32 protein-coding genes are annotated in these 21,515 nt (G+C 68.0%); all 32 read right to left on the bottom strand.

Annotated features, from left to right (window positions below; all coding sequences use genetic code 11):
- Positions 1–182 precede the first annotated feature (182 nt).
- On the bottom strand, positions 183–752 hold the full coding sequence (gene rplQ, locus R8Z57_RS14090; RefSeq protein ID WP_318354403.1) for a 50S ribosomal protein L17: 570 nt from the start codon (positions 750–752) through the stop codon (positions 183–185).
- Between the two features lie 73 nt (positions 753–825).
- Positions 826–1,815, bottom strand: coding sequence for a DNA-directed RNA polymerase subunit alpha (locus tag R8Z57_RS14085; RefSeq protein ID WP_318354402.1), 990 nt, complete (start codon positions 1,813–1,815; stop codon positions 826–828).
- A 163-nt stretch (positions 1,816–1,978) separates the two neighbouring features.
- A complete protein-coding gene (gene rpsK, locus R8Z57_RS14080) occupies positions 1,979–2,377 on the bottom strand; it encodes a 30S ribosomal protein S11 (RefSeq protein ID WP_018171470.1) in 399 nt (132 codons plus the stop codon).
- A 34-nt stretch (positions 2,378–2,411) separates the two neighbouring features.
- Positions 2,412–2,786: a 30S ribosomal protein S13 gene (rpsM, locus tag R8Z57_RS14075; protein ID WP_318354401.1), complete on the bottom strand. Its 375-nt coding sequence runs from the start codon at positions 2,784–2,786 to the stop codon at positions 2,412–2,414.
- A 152-nt stretch (positions 2,787–2,938) separates the two neighbouring features.
- Positions 2,939–3,055 (bottom strand): 50S ribosomal protein L36, encoded by a 117-nt coding sequence (rpmJ, locus tag R8Z57_RS14070; RefSeq protein WP_005050492.1) that lies wholly within the window; start codon positions 3,053–3,055, stop codon positions 2,939–2,941.
- A gap of 63 nt (positions 3,056–3,118) precedes the next feature.
- On the bottom strand, positions 3,119–3,340 hold the full coding sequence (gene infA / locus R8Z57_RS14065) for a translation initiation factor IF-1 (RefSeq protein WP_018171468.1): 222 nt from the start codon (positions 3,338–3,340) through the stop codon (positions 3,119–3,121).
- Between the two features lie 163 nt (positions 3,341–3,503).
- Positions 3,504–5,486, bottom strand: a complete 1,983-nt coding sequence (locus tag R8Z57_RS14060; RefSeq protein ID WP_318354400.1) for a choice-of-anchor A family protein — start codon at positions 5,484–5,486, stop codon at positions 3,504–3,506.
- Positions 5,487–5,632: 146 nt separating this feature from the next.
- On the bottom strand, positions 5,633–6,331 hold the full coding sequence (locus tag R8Z57_RS14055) for a DsbA family protein (RefSeq protein WP_318354399.1): 699 nt from the start codon (positions 6,329–6,331) through the stop codon (positions 5,633–5,635).
- Between the two features lie 10 nt (positions 6,332–6,341).
- On the bottom strand, positions 6,342–7,184 hold the full coding sequence (map, locus tag R8Z57_RS14050) for a type I methionyl aminopeptidase (protein ID WP_318354398.1): 843 nt from the start codon (positions 7,182–7,184) through the stop codon (positions 6,342–6,344).
- A 4-nt stretch (positions 7,185–7,188) separates the two neighbouring features.
- Positions 7,189–7,782 (bottom strand): adenylate kinase, encoded by a 594-nt coding sequence (locus tag R8Z57_RS14045; RefSeq protein WP_318354397.1) that lies wholly within the window; start codon positions 7,780–7,782, stop codon positions 7,189–7,191.
- Positions 7,779–9,101, bottom strand: coding sequence for a preprotein translocase subunit SecY (secY, locus tag R8Z57_RS14040; protein WP_318354396.1), 1,323 nt, complete (start codon positions 9,099–9,101; stop codon positions 7,779–7,781). The genes R8Z57_RS14045 and secY overlap by 4 nt, the downstream gene beginning before the upstream one ends.
- A 99-nt stretch (positions 9,102–9,200) precedes the next feature.
- A complete protein-coding gene (rplO, locus tag R8Z57_RS14035; protein WP_318354395.1) occupies positions 9,201–9,827 on the bottom strand; it encodes a 50S ribosomal protein L15 in 627 nt (208 codons plus the stop codon).
- A complete protein-coding gene (rpmD, locus tag R8Z57_RS14030) occupies positions 9,827–10,012 on the bottom strand; it encodes a 50S ribosomal protein L30 (RefSeq protein WP_018171461.1) in 186 nt (61 codons plus the stop codon). The genes rplO and rpmD overlap by 1 nt, the downstream gene beginning before the upstream one ends.
- Entirely contained in the window at positions 10,012–10,701 is a 690-nt protein-coding gene (rpsE, locus tag R8Z57_RS14025) for a 30S ribosomal protein S5 (protein ID WP_141892567.1), read from the bottom strand. Before rpsE ends, rpmD begins: the two co-directional genes overlap by 1 nt.
- Entirely contained in the window at positions 10,698–11,057 is a 360-nt protein-coding gene (rplR, locus tag R8Z57_RS14020) for a 50S ribosomal protein L18 (protein WP_018171459.1), read from the bottom strand. The genes rpsE and rplR overlap by 4 nt, the downstream gene beginning before the upstream one ends.
- A 2-nt stretch (positions 11,058–11,059) precedes the next feature.
- Complete coding sequence (gene rplF / locus R8Z57_RS14015; protein ID WP_318354394.1) at positions 11,060–11,596, bottom strand: 50S ribosomal protein L6; 537 nt, start codon at positions 11,594–11,596, stop codon at positions 11,060–11,062.
- A 6-nt stretch (positions 11,597–11,602) separates the two neighbouring features.
- A complete protein-coding gene (rpsH, locus tag R8Z57_RS14010; RefSeq protein WP_318354393.1) occupies positions 11,603–12,001 on the bottom strand; it encodes a 30S ribosomal protein S8 in 399 nt (132 codons plus the stop codon).
- 130 nt (positions 12,002–12,131) lie between these two features.
- On the bottom strand, positions 12,132–12,719 hold the full coding sequence (gene rplE, locus R8Z57_RS14005) for a 50S ribosomal protein L5 (protein ID WP_318354392.1): 588 nt from the start codon (positions 12,717–12,719) through the stop codon (positions 12,132–12,134).
- Positions 12,720–12,721: 2 nt separating this feature from the next.
- Positions 12,722–13,081: a 50S ribosomal protein L24 gene (gene rplX / locus R8Z57_RS14000; RefSeq protein ID WP_045301497.1), complete on the bottom strand. Its 360-nt coding sequence runs from the start codon at positions 13,079–13,081 to the stop codon at positions 12,722–12,724.
- 4 nt (positions 13,082–13,085) lie between these two features.
- Positions 13,086–13,454 (bottom strand): 50S ribosomal protein L14, encoded by a 369-nt coding sequence (gene rplN / locus R8Z57_RS13995; protein WP_127818513.1) that lies wholly within the window; start codon positions 13,452–13,454, stop codon positions 13,086–13,088.
- Complete coding sequence (gene rpsQ / locus R8Z57_RS13990; RefSeq protein ID WP_318354391.1) at positions 13,451–13,765, bottom strand: 30S ribosomal protein S17; 315 nt, start codon at positions 13,763–13,765, stop codon at positions 13,451–13,453. The genes rplN and rpsQ overlap by 4 nt, the downstream gene beginning before the upstream one ends.
- Positions 13,765–14,079, bottom strand: coding sequence for a 50S ribosomal protein L29 (rpmC, locus tag R8Z57_RS13985; RefSeq protein WP_318354390.1), 315 nt, complete (start codon positions 14,077–14,079; stop codon positions 13,765–13,767). The genes rpsQ and rpmC overlap by 1 nt, the downstream gene beginning before the upstream one ends.
- Positions 14,079–14,498, bottom strand: a complete 420-nt coding sequence (gene rplP / locus R8Z57_RS13980; protein ID WP_067354305.1) for a 50S ribosomal protein L16 — start codon at positions 14,496–14,498, stop codon at positions 14,079–14,081. The genes rpmC and rplP overlap by 1 nt, the downstream gene beginning before the upstream one ends.
- The gene (rpsC, locus tag R8Z57_RS13975) at positions 14,498–15,280 is read right to left on the bottom strand and encodes a 30S ribosomal protein S3 (protein WP_318354389.1); all 783 of its coding nucleotides are present in this window, start codon (positions 15,278–15,280) and stop codon (positions 14,498–14,500) included. Before rpsC ends, rplP begins: the two co-directional genes overlap by 1 nt.
- The gene (gene rplV, locus R8Z57_RS13970) at positions 15,280–15,678 is read right to left on the bottom strand and encodes a 50S ribosomal protein L22 (RefSeq protein ID WP_045301488.1); all 399 of its coding nucleotides are present in this window, start codon (positions 15,676–15,678) and stop codon (positions 15,280–15,282) included. Before rplV ends, rpsC begins: the two co-directional genes overlap by 1 nt.
- Before the next feature lie 22 nt (positions 15,679–15,700).
- Complete coding sequence (gene rpsS, locus R8Z57_RS13965; RefSeq protein WP_018171448.1) at positions 15,701–15,982, bottom strand: 30S ribosomal protein S19; 282 nt, start codon at positions 15,980–15,982, stop codon at positions 15,701–15,703.
- Positions 15,983–15,994: 12 nt separating this feature from the next.
- The gene (gene rplB / locus R8Z57_RS13960) at positions 15,995–16,834 is read right to left on the bottom strand and encodes a 50S ribosomal protein L2 (protein ID WP_045301487.1); all 840 of its coding nucleotides are present in this window, start codon (positions 16,832–16,834) and stop codon (positions 15,995–15,997) included.
- 26 nt (positions 16,835–16,860) lie between these two features.
- A complete protein-coding gene (gene rplW, locus R8Z57_RS13955; RefSeq protein WP_192635689.1) occupies positions 16,861–17,160 on the bottom strand; it encodes a 50S ribosomal protein L23 in 300 nt (99 codons plus the stop codon).
- Complete coding sequence (gene rplD / locus R8Z57_RS13950; RefSeq protein WP_318354388.1) at positions 17,157–17,819, bottom strand: 50S ribosomal protein L4; 663 nt, start codon at positions 17,817–17,819, stop codon at positions 17,157–17,159. The genes rplW and rplD overlap by 4 nt, the downstream gene beginning before the upstream one ends.
- A 4-nt stretch (positions 17,820–17,823) precedes the next feature.
- Positions 17,824–18,483, bottom strand: coding sequence for a 50S ribosomal protein L3 (rplC, locus tag R8Z57_RS13945; RefSeq protein ID WP_318354387.1), 660 nt, complete (start codon positions 18,481–18,483; stop codon positions 17,824–17,826).
- Positions 18,484–18,491: 8 nt separating this feature from the next.
- On the bottom strand, positions 18,492–18,800 hold the full coding sequence (gene rpsJ, locus R8Z57_RS13940) for a 30S ribosomal protein S10 (protein ID WP_106816553.1): 309 nt from the start codon (positions 18,798–18,800) through the stop codon (positions 18,492–18,494).
- A gap of 632 nt (positions 18,801–19,432) precedes the next feature.
- Positions 19,433–21,076, bottom strand: a complete 1,644-nt coding sequence (locus tag R8Z57_RS13935) for a hypothetical protein (RefSeq protein ID WP_318354386.1) — start codon at positions 21,074–21,076, stop codon at positions 19,433–19,435.
- Positions 21,077–21,515: the final 439 nt, after the last annotated feature.

Below are 21,515 nucleotides of genomic sequence, written 5' to 3'. Positions count from 1 at the left end.
ATCTCTCCGACCCGGGGGGTATCCCCGACGCCGCGGCGACGCACCGCCGGCGACGCACCGCCGGCGACGCACCGCCCGCAGACGCAGCGAGACCCGCCACCCAGCGGGTGACGGGTCTCGCGGTGCAAGGGTGGTCGGGCGTGACGCCGCGACCGGCCGGGCGACGACGCCCGGCGATCCGCTTACGCGGACTTCTCCTCGGCGGGAGCCTCGACGGCCTCCTCGGCCGCAGCCTCGGCGGCCGCGCCCTCCTCCTGCGACTCGGCGCCGGCCTCGGCGGCCTCGTCGTTCGCGGGGGTCTCGTCGGCGGTCTCCTCGACCGGAGCCTCCTCGGCGACCGGGGCGGCCTCGGCCTTGGCGGCCGCGGCCTTCTTCGCCGACGGCTTCTTCGTCACGGGCTCGAGGACGAGCTCGATGACGGCCATCGGGGCGTTGTCGCCCTTGCGGTTGCCGACCTTCGTGATGCGGGTGTAGCCGCCCTCACGGTCGGCGACCAGCGGCGCGATCTCGGTGAACAGGACGTGCACGACTTCCTTGTCACCGATGACCGACAGCACACGACGACGCGCGTGCAGGTCGCCGCGCTTGGCGAACGTGATCAGGCGCTCGGCGAGCGGACGCAGGCGCTTGGCCTTGGTCTCGGTCGTCTTGATCGACTTGTGCGTGAACAGCGCGGCGGCGAGGTTCGCAAGCAGCAGGCGCTCGTGTGCGGGACCGCCTCCGAGGCGGGGACCCTTGGTGGGCTTGGGCATTCTCAGTTACTCCAGTGTGAAAAGTCGGTCTGCGGACGGATGCCGGGACCCCCGGCATCCGGAACCAAACGGCTCAGACGGTCTCGTCGTCGTAGCCGCCGTAGAAGTGCGCACCGTCGAACCCGGGGACCGAGTCCTTCAGCGACAGGCCGAGCGAGACGAGCTTGTCGCGCACCTCGTCGACCGACTTCTGACCGAAGTTGCGGATGTTCATGAGCTGCGTCTCCGAGAGGGCGACGAGCTCCGACACGGTGTTGATGCCTTCGCGCTTGAGGCAGTTGTACGAGCGGACCGACAGGTCGAGGTCCTCGATCGGCATCGACAGCTCGTTCGAGAGCACGGTCTCGACCGGCGCCGGGCCGATCTCGATTCCCTCGGCCTCGACGTTGAGCTCGCGGGCGAGGCCGAAGAGCTCCGTGAGGGTGCGGCCGGCCGAAGCGACGGCGTCGCGCGGGGCGATCGATGCCTTGGTCTCGACGTCCAGCACGAGCTTGTCGAAGTCGGTGCGCTCACCGGCACGCGTGGCGTCGACGCGGTACGAGACCTTGAGGACCGGCGAGTAGATCGAGTCGACCGGGATCTGGCCGGCCTCGGCGTACTCGTTGCGGTTCTGCGTCGCCGACACGTAGCCGCGACCGCGCTCGATGGTCAGCTCGAGCTCGAACTTCGCGGTGTCGTTGAGCGTCGCGATGACCAGCTCGGGGTTGTGCACCTCGACACCGGCGGGCGCCGAGATGTCGGCGGCGGTGACCTCACCGGCGCCGGTCTTGCGCAGGTACGCGGTGATGGGCTCGTCGCGCTCGCTGGAGACGACCAGCTGCTTGATGTTGAGGATGATCTCGGTGACATCCTCCTTCACACCCGGGATGGTGCTGAACTCGTGGAGGACGCCGTCGATGCGGATGGACGTCACGGCTGCGCCGGGGATCGACGACAGGAGGCTGCGACGCAGCGCGTTGCCGATCGTGTAACCGAAGCCGGGCTCGAGCGGCTCGATGACGAAACGGCTGCGGAACTCCCCGATCTTCTCCTCGGTCAGAGTGGGACGCTGTGCGATGAGCACTATGTGTTCCTTTCGATCACGTGCCCGCTATATGACACGTGCGGTGGGTGAGGTGTTGAGTTTTACTCGGGATGCCTCGGCCCGGCGATGTCGGCCGGGCCGCGGCATCCGTGAAGCGTGCGGTAGCCGGGACACCCACGAAGGGTGCCCCGGCTCCGGGATGTCAGACGCGGCGGCGCTTGGGCGGACGGCAGCCGTTGTGGGCCTGCGGCGTCACGTCCTGGATGGAGCCGACCTCGAGGCCGGCGGCCGTCAGCGAGCGGATCGCGGTCTCGCGGCCCGAGCCCGGGCCCTTGACGAAGACGTCGACCTTCTTGACGCCGTGCTCCTGCGCCTGGCGGGCAGCGGACTCCGCGGCCATGCCGGCGGCGTACGGCGTCGACTTGCGCGAGCCCTTGAAGCCCACGCCACCCGACGACGCCCAGCTGATGACGGCGCCCGACGGGTCGGTGATCGAGACGATCGTGTTGTTGAACGTCGACTTGATGTGGGCCTGGCCCAGCGCGATGTTCTTCTTCTCCTTGCGGCGCGGCTTGCGCGCGGCGGACTTGGCCTGTGCCATTGCTTTGCTCCTCTGAAACCCTGGGGGCCGCGCCTTAGCGCGCCTTCTTCTTGCCGGCGACGGTGCGCTTCGGGCCCTTGCGGGTACGGGCGTTCGTCTTCGTGCGCTGACCGCGCACCGGGAGGCCGCGGCGGTGACGCAGACCCTCGTAGGAGCCGATCTCGACCTTGCGGCGGATGTCGGCGGCGACCTCGCGGCGGAGATCACCCTCGACCTTGTAGTTGCCTTCGATGTAGTCGCGGAGCGCGACGAGCTGGTCGTCGCTGAGGTCCTTGACGCGGATGCTCTCGTCGATGTCCGTCGCCTTGAGGATCTCGATCGAGCGGGTACGGCCGACGCCGTAGATGTACGTGAGGGCGATCACCACGCGCTTGTCGCGCGGGATGTCAACGCCGGCAAGACGTGCCATGCGGTTCTCCTGGGAGTGAGTGGAGGTGTGGAGCAGCGTCGGTGCCCGGGCCTCCAGCCCGAGGTGTCCCCCGCCGAGCGGGTTCTGATGCTGCCTGTAGTCGTGTTCAGTTGTGGGATGACGGATGCCTCGGCCCGAGGCATCCGTTCATGTCAGCCCTGGCGCTGCTTGTGACGCGGGTTGCTCTTGCAGATCACCATGACGCGACCGTGGCGACGGATGACCTTGCAGTGGTCGCAGATGGGCTTGACGGAGGGGTTGACCTTCATGTTTCTTCTCTTCGCTGTCTTCGCCGGGCGCGCCGGAGCGCGGGGCGTTACTTCTCGACCGGCCTAGCGGTAGCGGTAGACGATGCGCCCGCGGGTGAGGTCGTAGGGCGAGAGCTCCACGACGACACGGTCCTCGGGGATGATGCGGATGTAGTTCTGCCGCATCTTGCCCGAGATCGTTGCGAGCACCTTGTGTCCGTTGCTGAGCTCGACGCGGAACATCGCGTTGGGCAGAGCCTCGGACACGACGCCCTCGATCTCGATGACACCGTCTTTCTTCGCCATACGCTCGCTTACAGTTGTGCAGACCGGTCGGTCTGCGGTGGATGGGGTTCGGTGCTGCGACACGCCAATGAAGGCGCAACGCACCAAAGATCAAGCATACGTGATAGTGGATGCCTCGGCAAATCACCGGAGGATGCCGCCGGCCGCGGCACCCTCCCCCGCATCAGCCGCGTCGACGCCTGGTCACGGTGACGGCCGAGACAGCCGCACCGGCGACGAGGAGCGCCCCGCCCACCGCGATCGCCCACCATGGCACCGTCGCACCCGTCGCCGGCAGCGCCGCGTCCGAGTCCGGCCGGGGTCCGGTGTCAGGGGTGGGGGTCGGCGTCGGCGCCGGCGTCGGCCGATCCGCAGAAAGGGTGTTGGTCACCGTGACGGCGACCACGGTCTCGTCGGACGAGATCGTGAACTCCGCGGGCGCGATGCTCGTCGCCCATTCCGCGTCGGCGGGGGCATCGGGCGCATCCTCCACGACCGCGCACTCCGAGCCCAGCGGCACCTCGAAGGAGGGGGTGGTCTCCCCTGCTCCGAGGGACCACGTACCCGACATCCCCGGGGCGTCGACGTGGGTGCAGCTCCAGGCGCCGGAGAAGGCGTCGACGTATTCGAGCGCGTCGAGGTTCTCGACGGTCTTGGTGATGGCGAAGGAGCCGAGTCGCAGCTCATTGGCGACGGTGAGAGCGACGTTCGTCGAGCTGCCGGGGGCGGGAACGATGAAGGTCACGGGACCCTGCACGGTCTCGCCGTTCACCGTCCACACCGGCTCGGCCCAGACGAGGTCGCGCAGCGGCACATCGGCGAGGCCGTCCCGATCCTGGGAGACCCGCGTGAGGTCCTCGGCGATGGTGCACTCGGCGCCGACGGGCAGACCTTCGATCGTGATCACGTTCGGCGGCCGGAGGGTCCACTCCTCCGCGAAGGTGCCACCCTCCGCCACTGCGCACTCGACGGTGCCGGCGAACTTCGGAAGGCCGCTGGGGCCGACCGGAAGGAAACCTGCACTTCCGTCGGCGAGCAGCTTCTGCAGGGTCACCGTCCCGGTGACCGCGTTCGTCGTCGGAACGCAGTCGAACGGCGCCGCGATCCACGGGTAGTTGTGCAGTTCGTTGCCGACCCCGTGCATGCGGATGTCGCCGCCCGCGTAGACGCGACCGTTCGTGCTCGCGGTGATGTCGAGATCGGCGCCCGGCGCCAGGATGCTCCCGAGGAGCTGGCTGGAGCCGGCCAGGTTCACCGTCGTGGCGTCGACGATGTTCCACAGCGTGCGCGCCGCGACCATGCCGAACAGCGATGAGGTGAGGTCGTCGGCGCGGTCGCCATCGTTTGCGATGTAGTTGTGCGCCAGGGTCACGGACGGGCCACCCGTCACGTTGATCACCACGGGCGCATCGTCGGCGATGTCGATGAAGTAGACCTCGGTGATGGCGCTGGCCTGCGCGGCCGTGAGCGTGAAGACCTGGAGAGCCGCGGCCTGTCCGTCGCCGGTGAAGGTCACCGTGTTGCCGGCGACCGAGGTCGCCCCCGTCACCGGCTCCGTCGCGAGGTCCGCCGAGGTGTCGGTGACGAGCGCCCCGAACCCGGAGTAGTCGGCGAGGGCGGCGGTACCGAGGCCGGAGGCGAGACTGCCGTTGTTGAGCTCATACTGGGGTGCGGGGAAGACCGGGCTCACCGAGCCACCCACCAGCACGTCCCCTCCGAGCAATGAGCCATCGGGCTCGGAGGCGCCCGAGCCGACGTCGAGCACGGTGCTCGCGGCGACGGTCAGATTCCCGCCGACGGCGAGCATGGTGGATCCCGGAGGTGCGGTGACCTGCGACCCGACGCCGACCCAGCCGACGTTGAAGCGCCCGGCGAACTCCTTGTCGAAGGTGGCGTCACCTTCGACGACGAGCAGCCCTTCCGACTCGGCAGCGCCGCCGTCGGCGAGGAAGTCGCCGCCCGCGTACACGGCCACGTTCGCGTCCGTCCAGAGCGCGTTCTCCGCGGGCGTCCCGGGCGCAGGGATCGTCCCCGTCGGGCACTCCCCGATGGCGGCCGCGGCGGGTCCCGCAGGAAGCGCGCCGAAGGGGACGAGGAGGGCGGCGGTGAATGCGGCTGTTGCGAGGGCGGCGGGCGCGCCGATCAGCCGTCTCTTCGGGTGAGACATGATCCGACCATAGCCCGCGGCCGCCGGGTGGGAATCACCCGGTCCTGGTGAAACGCGCTTTCCCCCGCGGTCCGAGCGGCCGGAGGTCGAGGGACCACGCGGAGGTGGAGTGGATGCCGGGGGCCCCGGCATCCGCTCTCCTCTGCTTACTGGAACAGCGTCGCCAGCTGGCCCTGCTCGGGCAGCTGCGAGTTGGCGATGACCTCGCCGTTGACCGTGATGGTCGGCGTTCCGATGCCCTGGGAGCCGGGCTGGATCGGCGTCTCGGCCGTCATCGCCGTGACGTAGCCCGCGTAGGTGCCGTCGTTCACGCACGAGTCGATGCCCGAGACGCCGACGCCCGACGCGATCTCGAGGATCTCGTTGTTGGTGAGGCCCTTGGTGCCCTCGGCCGGCTGGTTCTCGAACATCGCCTGCAGGAACGGCAGCGACGCGTCGGGGTCCTCGACGGCCACGCAGTACGCGGCGTTGGCGGAGCGGGTGGAGAACTGCGTGCCCTGCGACTGCCCGTCGAGGATCGAGATCGGGTGGATGGCCAGCGTGATGCTGCCGTCGTCGACCATGCCTTCGATCTCCGAACCGTAGACCTGCTCGAACTGGTTGCAGACGGGGCACATGAAGTCGACGTAGGTGCCGAGCTGGTCCTCCCCGTCGCCGACGAGGATGGCGCCGGTCTCGGCGTCGATGTTGGAAGCCGACGGCGTGTTGACCTCGGTCGGCAGCGGCTTGGGGGTGGCGGCGATGTTGAGCGTCACGACGAGCACCGCGACGAGCACGAGCGCCACCACGACGCCGGCCGTCACCCAGATCGCGAACCAGTTGACCTTGCGTGCTGCCTGTGCCATTCGAGCCCTCCTAGGCGATCTCGCGCGGGGTGACGCCGAATGCCTGCAGGCCGGCGGCACCGCCGTCGGGTGCCGTGAGCACCCAGATTCCGTCTTCGTGCACGGCCACGCTGTGCTCCCAGTGGGAGCCCGCCGTGCCGTCGACCGTGGAGACCGTCCAGCCGTCGTCCTCGACGAAGGTGGCCTGGTCGCCGATCACGACCATCGGCTCGATCGCGAGCACCAGCCCGGGACGCACCTCCGGCCCGGTGTCGGCGACGCGGTAGTTGAACACCGACGGCGACTCGTGCATCTTGCGCCCGATGCCGTGGCCCACGTACTCGCGAAGGATCCCGTACGTGCCGGAAGCCGGCGAGTTCGCCTCGATGTACTCCTGGATCGCCACGCCGATCTCGCCGATGTGCTTCGCGGACGCGAGCGCGGCGATGCCCGCCCACAGCGAGCCCTCGGTGACGTCCGACAGGCGCTGCCGCTCGGCGACGAGCTCGGGGCGCGTGTCATCGGGCAGCACGAACGTGAACGCGGAGTCGCCGTTCCAGCCCTTGTATTCGGCTCCGGCGTCGACCGACACGATGTCTCCGGCACCGAGCACGCGGTCGCCGGGGATGCCGTGCACGACCTCTTCGTTCACCGACGCGCAGATGGTGTGGCGGTAGCCCCGCACCATCTGGAAGTTGGACTTCGCGCCTCGAGCCGTGATGAGAGCGGATGCCGCGGCATCCAGTTCTGCGGTCGTCACGCCGGGGGCGATGAGTCCGCGCGCGGCGTCGAGCGCCGCCGCCGTGATCAGGCCGGGCTCGACCATCGCCCGCAGCTGGGCGGGCGACTTGTAGATGGAGCGGCGAAGCGACACGGGATCAGGCGACGGGGACGCGGGCGAGTCCGCGCGCCTCGAGCGCCGACACGATGCGCTCGGTGATCTCGTCGAACGTGCCGACCCCGTCGACCCGGTCGACGATGTCGCGCGACTCGTAGACGCCGATGATCGGCGAGGTCTCGCGCTCGTAGATCGCGAGGCGGTTGGCGATGACCTCTTCGGTGTCGTCGGTGCGGCCCTGCTCCCGTGCGCGCAGCGCGATGCGCGAGATGCTCTCGTCGCGCGGCACGTCGAGGAGGATCACGGCGTCGAGCTCTTCGTCGCGCCCCTGGAGGAACTCGTCGAGGTGCATGACCTGGGCGACGTTGCGAGGATACCCGTCGAGCAGGAACCCGTTCTCGGCGTCCGCCTGCGACAGGCGCTCGCGCACCACGGCGCTGGTCAGCTCGTCCGACACCAGGTCGCCGGCCTCGATGATCGCCTTCACCTGCGTGCCGAGCTCGGAGCCCTCCGCGACCGCGGCGCGGAAGACGTCGCCCGTCGAGATGGCCGGGACCCCGAACGCCTCGGCGATGCGGATTCCCTGGGTGCCCTTGCCGGAGCCCTGCGGGCCGACGATCAGAAGACGGGTCATCGGAGAAGCCCTTCGTAGTGCCGCTGCTGCAGCTGTGCGTCGATCTGCTTCACCGTCTCGAGGCCGACGCCGACGATGATGAGGATCGAAGCGCCGCCGAACGGGAAGTTCTGGTTGGCGCCGACCGTCGCCAGCGCGATGAGCGGCAGCAGCGCGATCAGACCGAGGTAGATGGAGCCCGGAAGCGTGATGCGCGTCAGGACGTAGTCGAGGTACTCGGCCGTCGGGCGACCCGCGCGGATGCCGGGGATGAAGCCGCCGTACTTCTTCATGTTGTCGGCGACCTCGACCGGGTTGAAGGTGATCGCGACGTAGAAGTAGGTGAACCCGACGATGAGCAGGAAGTACAGGAACATGTACAGCGGGTGGTCGCCGCGCACGAGGTACAGCTGGATCCACGCCACCCAGGCGGGCACTTCCTCGCCCGCCTGCGGCTGGTTGAACTGCGCGATGAGGGCCGGGATATAGAGCAGCGACGAGGCGAAGATGACGGGCACGACGCCGGCCATGTTCACCTTGATCGGGATGTAGGTGTTCGTGCCGCCGTAGGTGCGACGACCGACCATGCGCTTGGCGTACTGCACCGGGATGCGGCGCTGCGACTGCTCGACGAAGACCACGAGCGCGACGACGACGATGCCGACGGCGAGGACGAGCAGGAAGACCTCGAAGCCGCGCGACTGCCAGATCGCCCACATCGAGGCGGGGAACGCGGCGGCGATCGAGGTGAAGATGAGGAGCGACATGCCGTTGCCGATGCCGCGCTCGGTGACGAGCTCGGCGAACCACATGATGAGGCCGGTGCCGGCGGTCATCGTGATGATCATGAGCAGCTGCGCCCACCACACGTCGTTCGTGAGGAGGTTCTCGCACTCGGGGATGCCGGTCGTGCCGAAGAGCTGACCACTGCGGGCCACGGTGACGAGGGTCGTCGACTGGAGGAGTGCGAGCGCGATCGTCAGGTACCGGGTGTACTGCGTGAGCTTCGCCTGGCCCGCCTGACCCTCCTTGTAGAGGGTCTCGAAGTGCGGGATGACCACGCGCAGCAGCTGCACGATGATCGTCGCGGTGATGTACGGCATGACGCCGAGCGCGAAGATCGACAGCTGGAGCAGCGCACCGCCCGAGAACAGGTTCACCAGCGAGAGCAGGCCCTCGGTGCCGGCGGACTGATCGATGCACGACTGCACGTTCGGGAAGTCGACGAACGGCGCAGGCACGTGCGCGCCGAAGCGGTACAGGGCGATGATCGCCAGGGTGAATGCGATCTTCCGCCGCAGGTCGGGGGTGCGGAAGATCCGCGCGATGGCGCTGAACAAGAGGATTCCTCCAGAGGGGGTGCCGGCACGCACGACGTGCCGACGTCCAGGGTAACCCAGTGGGGGCCGGAGCAAGCTCCGACCCCCACTGTGCGCGTATTACTTGACGGTGCCGCCCGCGGCGACGATCTTCTGCTCGGCGGAACCCGAGACCTTGTCGACCGACACGTTGAGCTTCACCGAGATGTCGCCGGTGCCGAGCACCTTGACCTTCTCGTTCTTGCGCACCGCACCCTTGGCGACCAGGTCGCCGACGGTGACGTCGCCACCCGAGGGGTACAGCTCCGCGAGCTTGTCCAGGTTCACGACCTGGTACTCGACGCGGAAGGGGTTCTTGAAGCCGCGCAGCTTCGGGGTGCGCATGTGCAGCGGCATCTGCCCACCCTCGAAGCCGACCTTGACCTGGTAGCGAGCCTTCGTACCCTTGGTACCGCGGCCCGCGGTCTTGCCCTTCGAGCCCTCACCGCGACCGACACGGGTCTTCGCGGTGTTCGAGCCGGGGACCGGACGCAGGTGGTGCACCTTGAGCACGCCCGGGCGCGAAGCCGGGACGTCCTTCTTCGGGGCAGCCTTCTTCGCGGGCGCAGCCTTCTCGGCCTTGTCGGCCTTGGCGGCGGCGGGCGCCTTCTTCTCAGCGGCGGCCTTGGGGGCAGCAGCCTTCTTGGCGGCGGCCTTCGGAGCCTTCTCGGCCTCGACGGCCTCGTTCTTCTCGGCCTTCTCAGCCATCAGTCGATCTCCTCAACCTTGACGAGGTGCGCGACGGTCCGGACGTAACCGCGCGTCTGCGCGTCGTCGGGACGGACGACCGAGTCGCCGATCCGCTTGAGACCCAGCGAACGCAGCGTGTCGCGCTGGTTCTGCTTCTCGCTCACCTTGGACTTGACCTGCGTGACCTTCAGACGCGCAGCCATCAGACACCTGCCTTCGCAGCGGCCGCGGCCTCAGCCTCGGCACGGACGAGACGAGCGGGGGCGACCTGGTCGAAGTCGAGGCCACGACGCGCGGCGACCGCACGGGGCTCCTCGAGCTGCTTCAGGGCCTCCACCGTCGCGTGGACGATGTTGATCGTGTTCGACGAGCCGAGCGACTTCGACAGCACGTCGTGGATGCCGGCGCACTCGAGGACGGCACGCACGGGCCCACCGGCGATAACACCGGTACCGGCGGCGGCGGGGCGCAGCAGCACCACACCGGCAGCGGCCTCACCCTGCACCGGGTGCGGGATGGTCGAGCCGACGCGCGGCACGCGGAAGAAGTTGCGCTTGGCCTCTTCGACACCCTTCGAGATGGCCAGGGGCACCTCGCGGGCCTTGCCGTAGCCGACGCCCACCACACCGTTGCCGTCGCCGACGACGACAAGCGCGGTGAAGCTGAAGCGACGACCACCCTTGACGACCTTCGACACGCGGTTGATGGTGACGACGCGCTCGAGGAACTGGCTCTCGTTGCGGTCGCGACCACCGCGGTCACCGCGGGTCTGGTTGCGCTCGCGGCCACCGCGACGCGGCTCGCGCTCGCGCTCGGCGGGCGCGGTGGCGGCCTCGGCCGGAGCCTCGGCAGCTGCCTGCTCGGTCACGATGTTCTCCTTGTTGTCACTCACAGGTTCAGACCTCCCTCGCGGGCGCCGTCGGCGATCGCCGCGACACGGCCCGCGTAGCGGTTTCCGCCACGGTCGAACACGACGTCCGAGACACCGGCGGCCTTGGCGCGCTCCGCGAGGAGCTCGCCGACCTTGCGGGCCTTGGCGGTCTTGTCAGCGTCGGACGTGCGCAGGTCGGTCTCGAGGGTCGAGGCCGAGGCCAGCGTGTGGCCCTTGCTGTCGTCGACGATCTGGACGAAGACGTGGCGGGCCGAGCGCGTGACGACCAGGCGCGGACGCTCGGGGGTGCCGACGACCTTCTTGCGAAGGCGGGCGTGACGACGCGCGCGCGCGTCGGACTTCGACTTCACGGCCATGGTTACTTACCAGCCTTTCCGGCCTTGCGCCGGACGACCTCGCCGGCGTAGCGCACACCCTTGCCCTTGTACGGCTCGGGCTTGCGGATCTTGCGGATGTTGGCCGCGGCCTCGCCGACAGCCTGCTTGTCGATGCCCGAGACCGTGAGCTTGTTGTTGCCCTCGACGGTCAGGGTGATGCCGGCGGGCGCCTCGACGAGAACGGGGTGCGAGAAGCCGAGTGCGAACTCGACCGCCGTGCCCTTCTGCGCCACGCGGTAACCCGTGCCGACGACCTCGAGGCCCTTGGAGTAGCCCTGGGTCACACCGATGATGTTGTTGTTGATGAGCGTGCGGGTCAGGCCGTGCAGCGAGCGCGAGGCGCGCTCGTCGTCGGGACGGGTCACGACGACCTGGCCCTCTTCGACCTTGACTTCGATGGGACGGGCCACGGTGAGCAGGAGCTCGCCCTTGGGGCCCTTGACGGTGACGTCCTGACCGGCGACCGAAACGGTCACGCCGGCGGGGACGTCGATCGGGAGACGACCGATACGCGACATGTCAGATCACCACACGTAGGCGAGGACTTCCCCACCCACGCCCTTCTGCTCGGCCTGGCGGTCGGTGAGAAGACCGGAGGAGGTGGACAGGATCGCGACGCCGAGGCCGCCGAGGACACGAGGGATCTCGGTCGACTTCGCGTACACGCGGAGACCGGGCTTCGACACGCGCTTGATGCCGGCGATCGACCGCTCGCGGTTCGGGCCGTACTTGAGCGTCAGCGTGAGGGTCTGGCCGACACGGGCGTCGCTGACCTCCCAGGAGGAGATGTAGCCCTCCTGCTTGAGGATCTCGGCGATGTGGGTCTTGAGCTTGGAGCTCGGCAGCGACACGGAGTCGTGGTGCGCCGAGTTCGCGTTGCGCAGACGGGTCAGCATGTCTGCGACCGGGTCTGTCATTGTCATTTCTTGATTCCTTTGTTCACGAGGTATCGGCTGCCGTTACACGCCAGACGACCTTCCATGATGTCCGTGTTCAGTTGTGGGATGGATGCCGCAGCCGCCGCGCGTGCGCCGGCCGCGGCATCCGTCAGGATTACGCCTGCGCGTCGTCGGCCTTGAACGGGAAGCCGAGCGCGCGCAGCAGGGCGCGGCCCTCGGCATCCGTCTTCGCCGACGTCACGACAGTGATGTCGAAGCCGCGGACGCGGTCGATCTTGTCCTGGTTGATCTCGTGGAACACCGACTGCTCCTGGAGACCGAACGTGTAGTTGCCGTGACCGTCGAACTGCTTGGCCGACAGTCCGCGGAAGTCGCGGATGCGGGGCAGGGCGAGGTTGACCAGGCGGTCCACGAACTCCCAGGCGCGGTCGCCGCGGAGGGTGACGTGCGCACCGATGGCCTGGCCCTCGCGCAGCTTGAACTGCGCGATGGACTTGCGGGCCTTGGTGACGACGGGCTTCTGGCCGGTGATCTTGGTGAGATCGTCGACCGCGCCGTCGATCACCTTGCTGTCGCGAGCTGCCTCGCCGACACCGGTGTTCACGACGACCTTCACGAGACCGGGGATCTGCATGACGTTGGCGTAGCCGAACTCGTCCTGCAGAGCCTTCTTGATCTCGGCGTGGTACTTGGCCTTCAGACGAGGCTGGATTTTGCCAGTCTCGAGGGCGGTGGTGCTCATATTCAGAGGTCCTTGCCTGACTTCTTCGCGTAGCGCACGCGGACGGTGCGCTTCACGCCGTCCTTGGTCTGCTCCTCGACACGGTGGCCGACACGGGTCGGCTTCTTGGTCGAGGGGTCGACGACCTGGACGTTGGAGATGTGGATGGGGGCTTCCATCGTCTCGATGCCACCGGTCTTGGTGCCGCGCTGCGACTGGCCGACCCGGTTGTGCTTCGTGACGTAGTTCACGCCCTCGACGATGACGCGGTTCTGCTCGGACAGGACCTCGAGGACCTTGCCCTGCTTGCCGCGGTCGCCGCCCTTGTCCTGCTTCTTGCCCGTGATGACCTGAACCAGGTCACCCTTCTTGATCTTGGCCATGAGGTCAGATCACCTCCGGTGCGAGCGAGACGATCTTCATGAACTTCTTGTCGCGAAGCTCACGGCCGACCGGTCCGAAGATACGGGTGCCGCGGGGCTCCCCGTCGTTCTTCAGGATCACGGCGGCGTTCTCGTCGAACTTGATGTACGAGCCGTCGGGACGACGGGTCGACTTGACGGTACGGACGACGACGGCCTTGACCACGTCGCCCTTCTTGACGTTTCCGCCCGGGATCGCGTCCTTGACGGTGGCCACGATGATGTCGCCCAGACCGGCGTAACGGCGGTTGGAACCACCCAGAACGCGGATCGTGAGCAGCTCCTTGGCTCCCGTGTTGTCGGCGACCTTGAGGCGCGACTCGTTCTGAATCACTTGGCCTTCTCCAGGATCTCGACCAGACGCCAGCGCTTGGTGGCGCTCAGCGGGCGGGTCTCGTTGATGAGGACGAGGTCGCCGATGCCGGCCGTGTTGCCCTCGTCGTGCGCCTTGACCTTGGAGGTCCGGCGGATGACCTTGCCGTACAGCGGGTGCTTCACGCGGTCCTCGACCTCGACGACGATGGTCTTGTCCATCTTGTCGCTGACGACGTAGCCGCGGCGGGCCTTGCGGTAACCACGGGCGTCGGCGTCGCGGACGTCGTGCTCGGCGTGCTCGACCTCGGCGGCCTGCTTCTTGTCAGCCATCACTCGGCCTCTTCCTTCGCGGCCGAGTCAGCGGCATCCGCCTTCTTGGCCTTCGTCTTCTTCGCCTTCGTCGCGGTCTCGAGCGGCGCGGGCGTGGCACGGATGCCGAGCTCGCGCTCACGGATCACGGTGTAGAGCCGCGCGATGTCGCGCTTGACCGCACGGATGCGGCCGTGGCTCTCGAGCTGGCCGGTCGCCGACTGGAAGCGCAGGTTGAACAGCTCTTCCTTGGCCTTGCGCAGCTCCTCGACGAGGCGCTGGTCTTCGAACGTGTCGAGCTCGCTCGGGGCGAGCGTCTTGGTGCCGATCGCCATTACGCGTCGCCCTCCTCGCGCTTGATGATGCGTGCCTTGAGCGGCAGCTTGTGGATGGCACGGGTCAGGGCCTCACGAGCGAGCTGCTCGTTGACACCGGCGACCTCGAAGAGGACGCGACCCGGCTTGACGTTTGCGACCCACCACTCCGGCGAACCCTTACCGGAACCCATGCGGGTCTCGGCCGGCTTCTTGGTGAGCGGACGGTCGGGGTAGATGTTGATCCACACCTTGCCGCCACGCTTGATGTGACGGGTCATCGCGATACGAGCGGACTCGATCTGACGGTTCGTCACGTAAGCGGGCGTGAGGGCCTGGATGCCGAACTCGCCGAAGGAGACCTTCGTGCCGCCGGTGGCCTGGCCATCGCGCTTGGGGTGGTGCTGCTTGCGGTACTTGACCTTGCGGGGGATGAGCATTACGCCGACGCTCCTTCTGCCACGGGGGCCTCGTTGCGGCGGTCGCCGCCACGCTCGCCGCGGTCGCCACGCGGGCCGCCACGACGGTCGTCACGACGACGGTCCGACTTGGGCGCGTTGGCCTGCTCGCGAGCGAGCTCCTTGTTGGTGAGGTCGCCCTTGTAGATCCAGACCTTCACGCCGATGCGGCCGAAGGTGGTCTTCGCCTCGTAGAAGCCGTAGTCGATGTTCGCGCGCAGCGTGTGCAGCGGCACACGACCCTCGCGGTAGAACTCCGAGCGGCTCATCTCGGCGCCGCCGAGGCGGCCGGAGACCTGGATGCGGACGCCCTTGGCGCCGGCGCGCTGCGCGCCCTGCAGGCCCTTGCGCATCGCGCGGCGGAACGCCACACGAGCGGTGAGCTGCTCGGCGATGCCCTGCGCGACGAGCTGGGCGTCGGCCTCGGGGTTCTTGACCTCGAGGATGTTCAGCTGGATCTGCTTTCCGGTGAGCTTCTCGAGGTCGGCGCGGATGCGCTCGGCCTCGGCGCCGCGGCGACCGATCACGATGCCCGGGCGGGCGGTGTGGATGTCGACGCGAACGCGGTCACGGGTGCGCTCGATCTCGATGTTGCTGACGCCGGCGCGGTCCAGCGACGTCGTCAGCAGGCGACGGATCTTGATGTCCTCGGCCACGTAGTCGGCGTAGCGCTGTCCGGGCTTCGTCGAGTCCGAGAACCAACGCGACACGTGGTCCGTGGTGATGCCGAGGCGGAAGCCGTACGGGTTGACCTTCTGTCCCATTACTTGCTCGCCTTCTTGCTCTTGGCAGCCGGCGCCGTCTCCGCGACCTCGGGGGTCGAGAGCACGACGGTGATGTGGCTGGTGCGCTTCTTGATCTGGAACGCACGACCCTGCGCGCGGGGCTGGAAACGCTTGAGCGTCGTGCCCTCGTCGACGTACGCGTTCTTCACGTACAGGTCCTGCTCGTCCAGGTACTCGCCGTCCTTGTCTGCCTTGACGCGAGCGTTCGCGATCGCGGCGGCGACGAGCTTGTAGATCGGCTCGCTCGCACCCTGCGGCGCGAACTTGAGGATGGCCAGGGCCTCCTCAGCCTGCTTGCCCTTGATGAGCGCAACGACACGACGAGCCTTCTGAGGGGTCACGCGGATGTGTCGCACGCGTGCGATGGACTCCACCATTTCTCTCTCCTCTGCCCCCGCGTCAGCGGCGGCGGCCCTTCTTGTCGTCCTTCACGTGGCCGCGGAAGGTGCGGGTGGGCGCGAACTCGCCCAGCTTGTGGCCGACCATGGTCTCGGTCACGAACACGGGGATGTGCTTGCGACCGTCGTGCACGGCGATGGTGTGACCCAGCATGGCCGGGATGATCATCGAACGGCGCGACCAGGTCTTGATGACGTTCTTGGTACCGGCTTCGTTCTGGACGACGACCTTGCGAAGCAGGTGCTCGTCGACGAAGGGGCCCTTCTTAAGGCTACGAGGCATCTTCCTCTACTCCTACTTCCGCTTCTTGCCGGCGTTGCGACGACGGACGATGTACTTGTCGCTTTCCTTGTTCGCGTGACGGGTGCGGCCCTCGGCCTGACCCCACGGCGAAACCGGGTGACGACCACCGGACGTCTTGCCCTCACCACCACCGTGCGGGTGGTCGACCGGGTTCATGGCGACACCGCGGACGGTCGGGCGGATGCCCTTCCAGCGGTTGCGGCCGGCCTTGCCCCAGTTGATGTTCGACTGCTCGGCGTTGCCGACCTCGCCGACGGTCGCGCGGCAGCGCGCGTCGACGTTGCGGATCTCGCCCGAGGGCAGACGCAGCTGGGCGTAGGGGCCGTCCTTCGCCACCAGGCGAACCGACGCACCGGCCGAGCGGGCCAGCTTCGCGCCGCCGCCGGGGCGGAGCTCGATCGCGTGGATCACGGTACCGGTGGGGATGTTCTTCAGCGGCAGGTTGTTGCCCGGCTTGATGTCGGCCGACGGACCCGACTCGACGATGTCGCCCTGCGACAGCTTGTTCGGCGCGATGATGTAGCGCTTCTCGCCGTCGAAGTAGTGCAGGAGCGCGATGCGCGCGGTGCGGTTGGGGTCGTACTCGATGTGAGCGACCTTGGCGTTGATGCCGTCCTTGTCGTTGCGACGGAAGTCGATGACGCGGTACTGACGCTTGTGGCCACCACCGATGTGACGCGTGGTGATGCGGCCCTGGTTGTTGCGGCCACCGGTCTTGCTGAGCGGGCGGAGGAGCGACTTCTCGGGCGTCGATCGAGTGATCTCGGCGAAGTCGGCCACCGACGAGCCGCGGCGACCCGGGGTCGTGGGCTTGTACTTGCGAATAGCCATAGTTCTCTAGTCCTCTGTCCCGACCGTCAGCCGACTGCCGTGAAGATGTCGATGGTGCCCGACTTCAGGGTCACGATGGCGCGCTTGGTGTCCTTGCGCTTGCCGGTGCCGAAGCGGGTGCGACGGGCCTTGCCCGCGCGGTTGAGCGTGTTCACCGCGGCGACCTTGACGCCGAAGATCTTCTCGATCGCGAGCTTGATCTCGGTCTTCGAGGCGCGGGGGTCGACGAGGAAGGTGTACTTGCCCTCGTCGATGAGCCCGTAGCTCTTCTCCGAAACGACCGGCTTCAGGATGATGTCGCGCGGGTCCTTGTTGACGGCGGTCATGCCGAGGCCTCCTCGGTGGCGACGGTCTTCGACGCGACGAACGCGTCGTAGGCCGACTTGGTGAAGACGATGTCGTCCGAGACGAGCACGTCGTAGGCGTTGAGCTGGTCGAACGGCAGCACGTGCGCGAACGCGAGGTTGCGGACGCTCAGGACGTTGATGTCGTCGGCGCGGTCCACCACGACGAGCACGTTCTTGACGGCGCCGAGACCGGTCAGGACCGCGGCAGCGGCCTTGGTCGACGGAGCACCCTCGATGCCGAACGACTCCACGACGTGGAGACGCTCGCCGCGAGCGCGGTCGCTGAGCGCGCCCAGCAGGGCGGCCGCGATCATCTTCTTGGGGGTGCGCTGCGAGTAGTCTCGCGGCTTCGGGCCGTGCACGATGCCACCGCCGGTCATGTGCGGCGCGCGGATCGAGCCCTGACGGGCGTTACCCGTGCCCTTCTGCTTGAAGGGCTTGCGGCCGGCGCCCGAGACCTCACCGCGACGCTTGGTCGAGTGGGTGCCCTGGCGAGCCGCCGCGAGCTGCGCGACGACGACCTGGTGGATGAGCGGGATGTTCGTCTTGACGTCGAACAGGGCGGCGGGGAGCTCCACGGAGCCCGCCTTCTTGCCGTCTGCGTTCACGACGTCGAGCGCGAGAGTCGAGTCAGCCATGAGATCAGGCACCCTTCACTGCGTTGCGGACGTAGACGATGCGGCCGCGCGCGCCGGGGACGGCGCCCTTGACGAGCAGCAGACCCTTCTCGGCGTCGATGGCGTGCACCGTGAGGTTGAGGACGGTCACGCGCTCGCCACCCATACGGCCGGCCATGCGCATGCCCTTGAAGACGCGGCTCGGGGTCGACGAGGCGCCGATCGAACCGGGCTTGCGGTGGTTGCGGTGCGCACCGTGCGAAGCGGAGACGCCCTTGAAGTTGTGGCGCTTCATGACACCCGCGGTGCCCTTGCCCTTGCTGGTGCCGACGACGTCGACCAGCTGGCCGGCCTCGAACGTGGCGTCCACCGTGAGCTCCTGACCGAGCGCGTAGTCCGCGGCGTCAGCCGTGCGGATCTCGGTCAGGTGGCGGCGCGGGGTGACGCCTGCGGCCTCGAAGTGAGCCGTCTGGGGCTTGTTCACCTTGCGGGGGTCGATCTGGCCGTAAGCGATCTGAACAGCCTTGTAGCCGTCCTTCTCCGGCGTGCGGACCTGGGTCACGACGTTCGGAGCGATCTCGATGACGGTGACGGGAACGAGCTTGCCGTTCTCGTCCCAGACCTGGGTCATGCCGAGCTTGGTGCCCAGCAGGCCCTTGGAAACCTTGGAGTTGATGTCAGCCATGTCGAACCTCAGAGCTTGATCTCGATGTTGACATCGGCCGGGAGGTCGAGGCGCATGAGCGAGTCGACCGCCTTGGGCGTCGGGTCGACGATGTCGATCAGACGCTTGTGGGTGCGCATCTCGAAGTGCTCGCGGCTGTCCTTGTACTTGTGAGGCGAACGGATCACGGCGATCACGTTCTTCTCGGTCGGAAGGGGCACGGGGCCCACGACCGTCGCGCCCGCACGGGTCACGGTGTCGACGATCTTCCGCGCCGACGAGTCGATGACCTCGTGGTCGTACGACTTCAGGCGAATGCGGATCTTCTGTCCCGCCATTGTCTGTCTCTCTTTCCGCGTCATACCTCTCGGGCATTGGACGCACATGGCGCTTGCGCGCCGGGGCACTTACTCCTCGCGGCCGCTCGGTTCCCGAGCTTGTCGAGGGATGCTGCACCGCTGTTCTGCTGTCAATCCGGGGTGCCGCGCCGAAGCCCGATTCCCGGCATCCGTTCTCCGCCCGCACGCGAGGCAATGCTCCGCACTGGGGTGGATTCGAGATGTGGTGGTTCTGCTGCCCGCGGCCTAGGACTCTGCGCGTTGCGCTGCCTATGCACTGCCCTGGCAGTGATCCGGCGCGCGCCAAGAGGGGCACCGGAATGTGGAACCTCACTAGTCTACGTGCACCCCGGGCGTGTCGCAAACTCGGGCGTGTCGCGATGCGCGTATGCTCGGCGGCTTCCCAGGTGGACCGCGCGCATCCTCTCGCCGTGGTGGAGGAACGCGCGAGTTGTTCCCACCCTGGGCTCCGGCGCCTCCCCGCCGCACCTGAGTCGGCGAGAGTACAAGTGGTGGACGAGAGGTAGGGAACCAACCAACATCTGGGCGACCAGCTGTACTCTCGCGGCAGTGGCCACAGAGGAATGGGACGGCCGCGCTGTGCGCGACCGCCCCATTCCTCTTTATATAGGTCAGCTTTCGGTGCCGGCTCCCACGTTGCGGCGGCGGTGCGCCGCGATCGCGAGGACGATGATGCCGGCAGCCAGCGCGGCGCCGCCGGCGGCGACGACGAGCGGGCTCAGGCCGCCACCGGTGACCGCCAGCGCGGAGGCGTCGGTCGACGCCGCCGGGGTGCCCGCGGGGGTGCCCGGCGTGCCGGCCGGGGTGCCGTCACCGGGCGTCACGGTGCCCGGGGTCGGCTCCTCGGAGCCGTCGGGCCCGCCGATCGGCGGGTTGGCGCACTCAGCCGAGGCCTTCGGGTACTCCACCTCGGTGAAGTACGACGGGTTGACCTCGAAGCGCACGGTCACGCCTTCGCGCGTCCAGTCGTAGTTGCCGTCGGTCTTGACGTACTCGCCGCCGACGAGTTCCCAGCCCGGCCACATCTTCGGCGCGGTCGCCGAGGCGCCCGGCCACAGCAGCTCGCCATCCAGCGGCTGGTTCTTCACGACGTAGTTCTCGCCCTCGGGGTTGAGGAACGTGATGGTCACGGGCGTCTTGCTGTCGACCACGTAGCCGGCGGGCAGCGTGAGCTCGTAGCCGAGGTACGGCACGTCGCCGACACAGACGGCGTTGATGTCGCCAGGGACCAGATCGCACTTCTCACCGATCTCGGCCGAGGTCAGCGGACGCGTCTGCGTCTCGGTCGTGTTCTCGACCGTCGGGACGACCGCACCGTTCTCGAGCTTGTACGTGGTCGTGACGACATTGCGGGTCTGCGTCACCGTCGTGTCGCCGCACTTCCACGCGCCGTCGGTCCACTCGCCGCGCTCCACCTTCGGGTCGGGGATCGTGGGCTCGGGCTCCTCCTCTTCGGGGGTGCCGCACTGGAGGTTCGGCCAGGTGTCGGTCTCGTTCGTCTGGACGAAGGTCACGGTGAACGCCGGGTCGTCGAGCAGCTCCGAGTACTTCCAGGTGATGACGCCGGACTCGACCTCGGCCTGGGTCAGCGGCACGGTGCCGCCCTTCGAGTCGCGGAGGCCCATGGTGTCCCAGCCGCCGGCGATGTTGCGGTCGACGTAGAGGTTGACCTGGTACTCGCGCTCGCCCGCACGGACCTGGAAGTTGATGTGGTCGCCGTTGCGCAGCGCGCGGTGATAGTCGACCGTGATCGAGGTGCAGTCGATCTTCTGCGTGGGGGCCGGCGTCTGCGGAACCTCGGGCGTCTTGCCCTTGCAGACGATCCAGTGCGAAACGTTCGACTGCTGGCCGCCGTTGTTCTCGAGCGAGGCGTACGCGACGCCCGCCTTCGGCAGCTTGATCACGTTGATCTCCTCGGCGCCGCCCTTCACGACGAGCAGCTCCCAGCGGTCACCCGGCCAGGAGTCCTGGTACGGGTTCAGCGTGACGGTCTTGCCACCGTCGGTGATCTTGCCGTGGCTCGTGTTGCCCTCGGCGCTGTAGCACTCCACGATCGTGTCGGAGAACTGCTTCTTCCAGTACGACGTCTGGTTCGTCTCCGGAGTGAACGGCTGCCGTTCACCGACCACTCCGACGAGCTGGGCCGGCTCCTTGTCCTTGCCCGCCGCCGAGGCTCCGGCGGTGACGAGCGGCGCCACCACGAGAGCGGCGGCGACCAACGCGCCGGCGAAAGCCTTCAATGTTCTCTTGCGCACTGCAGACACAGTGATTTCCCCAAACTCGGCGCCGAAGCGCCGTCCCAGCGGCGCGCCGGAGCACGCCGTTCTTCCCAGCGGCGTGCCGAAGCACACCGTCCCCTTCCCAGCGGCGCGCCGAAGCACGCCGTACATCCCAGCGGTGCGCGAACGCACCGTTCTTGCTCACGGCGCGCCCACGCGCACCGTGCTTCCCAGCGATGCGCGAACGCACCGTTCCTGCTCACGACGCACCGGAGCACGCCGTCTTCCCAGCAGCACACGAGGTGCTGTTCCTGCCGTGGCGCGCCGAGGCGCACCCTTTCTCACCACCGTGAGGCGGTGACGGGTCGCACGCGGTTCGGGCCGAACGCTTCCCGGTGCCGACGGTCCTCCCAAGGACCACGGCCGACGATTTCCGTCGTCTGAGCAGGCTATCGTGCATCACCCCGCGGGCGCG

Source organism: Microbacterium sp. M3 (assembly GCF_033548675.1).
Lineage (GTDB): Bacteria > Actinomycetota > Actinomycetes > Actinomycetales > Microbacteriaceae > Microbacterium > Microbacterium arthrosphaerae.
Note: the sequence above shows the minus strand (reverse complement) of the source record. Positions and strands in the feature narration are given on the sequence as shown.

What these genes read in the sequence shown, in the direction of transcription:
- rplQ (WP_318354403.1), bottom strand. Translation starts at nt 752, where the DNA reads ATGCCCAAGCCCACCAAGGGTCCCCGCCTCGGAGGCGGTCCCGCACAC.
- rpsK (WP_018171470.1), bottom strand. Translation starts at nt 2,377, where the DNA reads ATGGCACAGGCCAAGTCCGCCGCGCGCAAGCCGCGCCGCAAGGAGAAG.
- rpsM (WP_318354401.1), bottom strand. Translation starts at nt 2,786, where the DNA reads ATGGCACGTCTTGCCGGCGTTGACATCCCGCGCGACAAGCGCGTGGTG.
- rpmJ (WP_005050492.1), bottom strand. Translation starts at nt 3,055, where the DNA reads ATGAAGGTCAACCCCTCCGTCAAGCCCATCTGCGACCACTGCAAGGTC.
- infA (WP_018171468.1), bottom strand. Translation starts at nt 3,340, where the DNA reads ATGGCGAAGAAAGACGGTGTCATCGAGATCGAGGGCGTCGTGTCCGAG.
- R8Z57_RS14060 (WP_318354400.1), bottom strand. Translation starts at nt 5,486, where the DNA reads ATGTCTCACCCGAAGAGACGGCTGATCGGCGCGCCCGCCGCCCTCGCA.
- R8Z57_RS14055 (WP_318354399.1), bottom strand. Translation starts at nt 6,331, where the DNA reads ATGGCACAGGCAGCACGCAAGGTCAACTGGTTCGCGATCTGGGTGACG.
- R8Z57_RS14045 (WP_318354397.1), bottom strand. Translation starts at nt 7,782, where the DNA reads ATGACCCGTCTTCTGATCGTCGGCCCGCAGGGCTCCGGCAAGGGCACC.
- rplO (WP_318354395.1), bottom strand. Translation starts at nt 9,827, where the DNA reads ATGGCTGAGAAGGCCGAGAAGAACGAGGCCGTCGAGGCCGAGAAGGCT.
- rpmD (WP_018171461.1), bottom strand. Translation starts at nt 10,012, where the DNA reads ATGGCTGCGCGTCTGAAGGTCACGCAGGTCAAGTCCAAGGTGAGCGAG.
- rplR (WP_018171459.1), bottom strand. Translation starts at nt 11,057, where the DNA reads ATGGCCGTGAAGTCGAAGTCCGACGCGCGCGCGCGTCGTCACGCCCGC.
- rplF (WP_318354394.1), bottom strand. Translation starts at nt 11,596, where the DNA reads ATGTCGCGTATCGGTCGTCTCCCGATCGACGTCCCCGCCGGCGTGACC.
- rpsH (WP_318354393.1), bottom strand. Translation starts at nt 12,001, where the DNA reads ATGACAATGACAGACCCGGTCGCAGACATGCTGACCCGTCTGCGCAAC.
- rplE (WP_318354392.1), bottom strand. Translation starts at nt 12,719, where the DNA reads ATGAGCACCACCGCCCTCGAGACTGGCAAAATCCAGCCTCGTCTGAAG.
- rplX (WP_045301497.1), bottom strand. Translation starts at nt 13,081, where the DNA reads ATGGCCAAGATCAAGAAGGGTGACCTGGTTCAGGTCATCACGGGCAAG.
- rpsQ (WP_318354391.1), bottom strand. Translation starts at nt 13,765, where the DNA reads ATGGCTGACAAGAAGCAGGCCGCCGAGGTCGAGCACGCCGAGCACGAC.
- rpmC (WP_318354390.1), bottom strand. Translation starts at nt 14,079, where the DNA reads ATGGCGATCGGCACCAAGACGCTCGCCCCGAGCGAGCTCGACACGTTC.
- rplP (WP_067354305.1), bottom strand. Translation starts at nt 14,498, where the DNA reads ATGCTCATCCCCCGCAAGGTCAAGTACCGCAAGCAGCACCACCCCAAG.
- rpsC (WP_318354389.1), bottom strand. Translation starts at nt 15,280, where the DNA reads ATGGGACAGAAGGTCAACCCGTACGGCTTCCGCCTCGGCATCACCACG.
- rplV (WP_045301488.1), bottom strand. Translation starts at nt 15,678, where the DNA reads ATGGTGGAGTCCATCGCACGCGTGCGACACATCCGCGTGACCCCTCAG.
- rpsS (WP_018171448.1), bottom strand. Translation starts at nt 15,982, where the DNA reads ATGCCTCGTAGCCTTAAGAAGGGCCCCTTCGTCGACGAGCACCTGCTT.
- rplB (WP_045301487.1), bottom strand. Translation starts at nt 16,834, where the DNA reads ATGGCTATTCGCAAGTACAAGCCCACGACCCCGGGTCGCCGCGGCTCG.
- rplW (WP_192635689.1), bottom strand. Translation starts at nt 17,160, where the DNA reads ATGACCGCCGTCAACAAGGACCCGCGCGACATCATCCTGAAGCCGGTC.
- rplD (WP_318354388.1), bottom strand. Translation starts at nt 17,819, where the DNA reads ATGGCTGACTCGACTCTCGCGCTCGACGTCGTGAACGCAGACGGCAAG.
- rplC (WP_318354387.1), bottom strand. Translation starts at nt 18,483, where the DNA reads ATGGCTGACATCAACTCCAAGGTTTCCAAGGGCCTGCTGGGCACCAAG.
- rpsJ (WP_106816553.1), bottom strand. Translation starts at nt 18,800, where the DNA reads ATGGCGGGACAGAAGATCCGCATTCGCCTGAAGTCGTACGACCACGAG.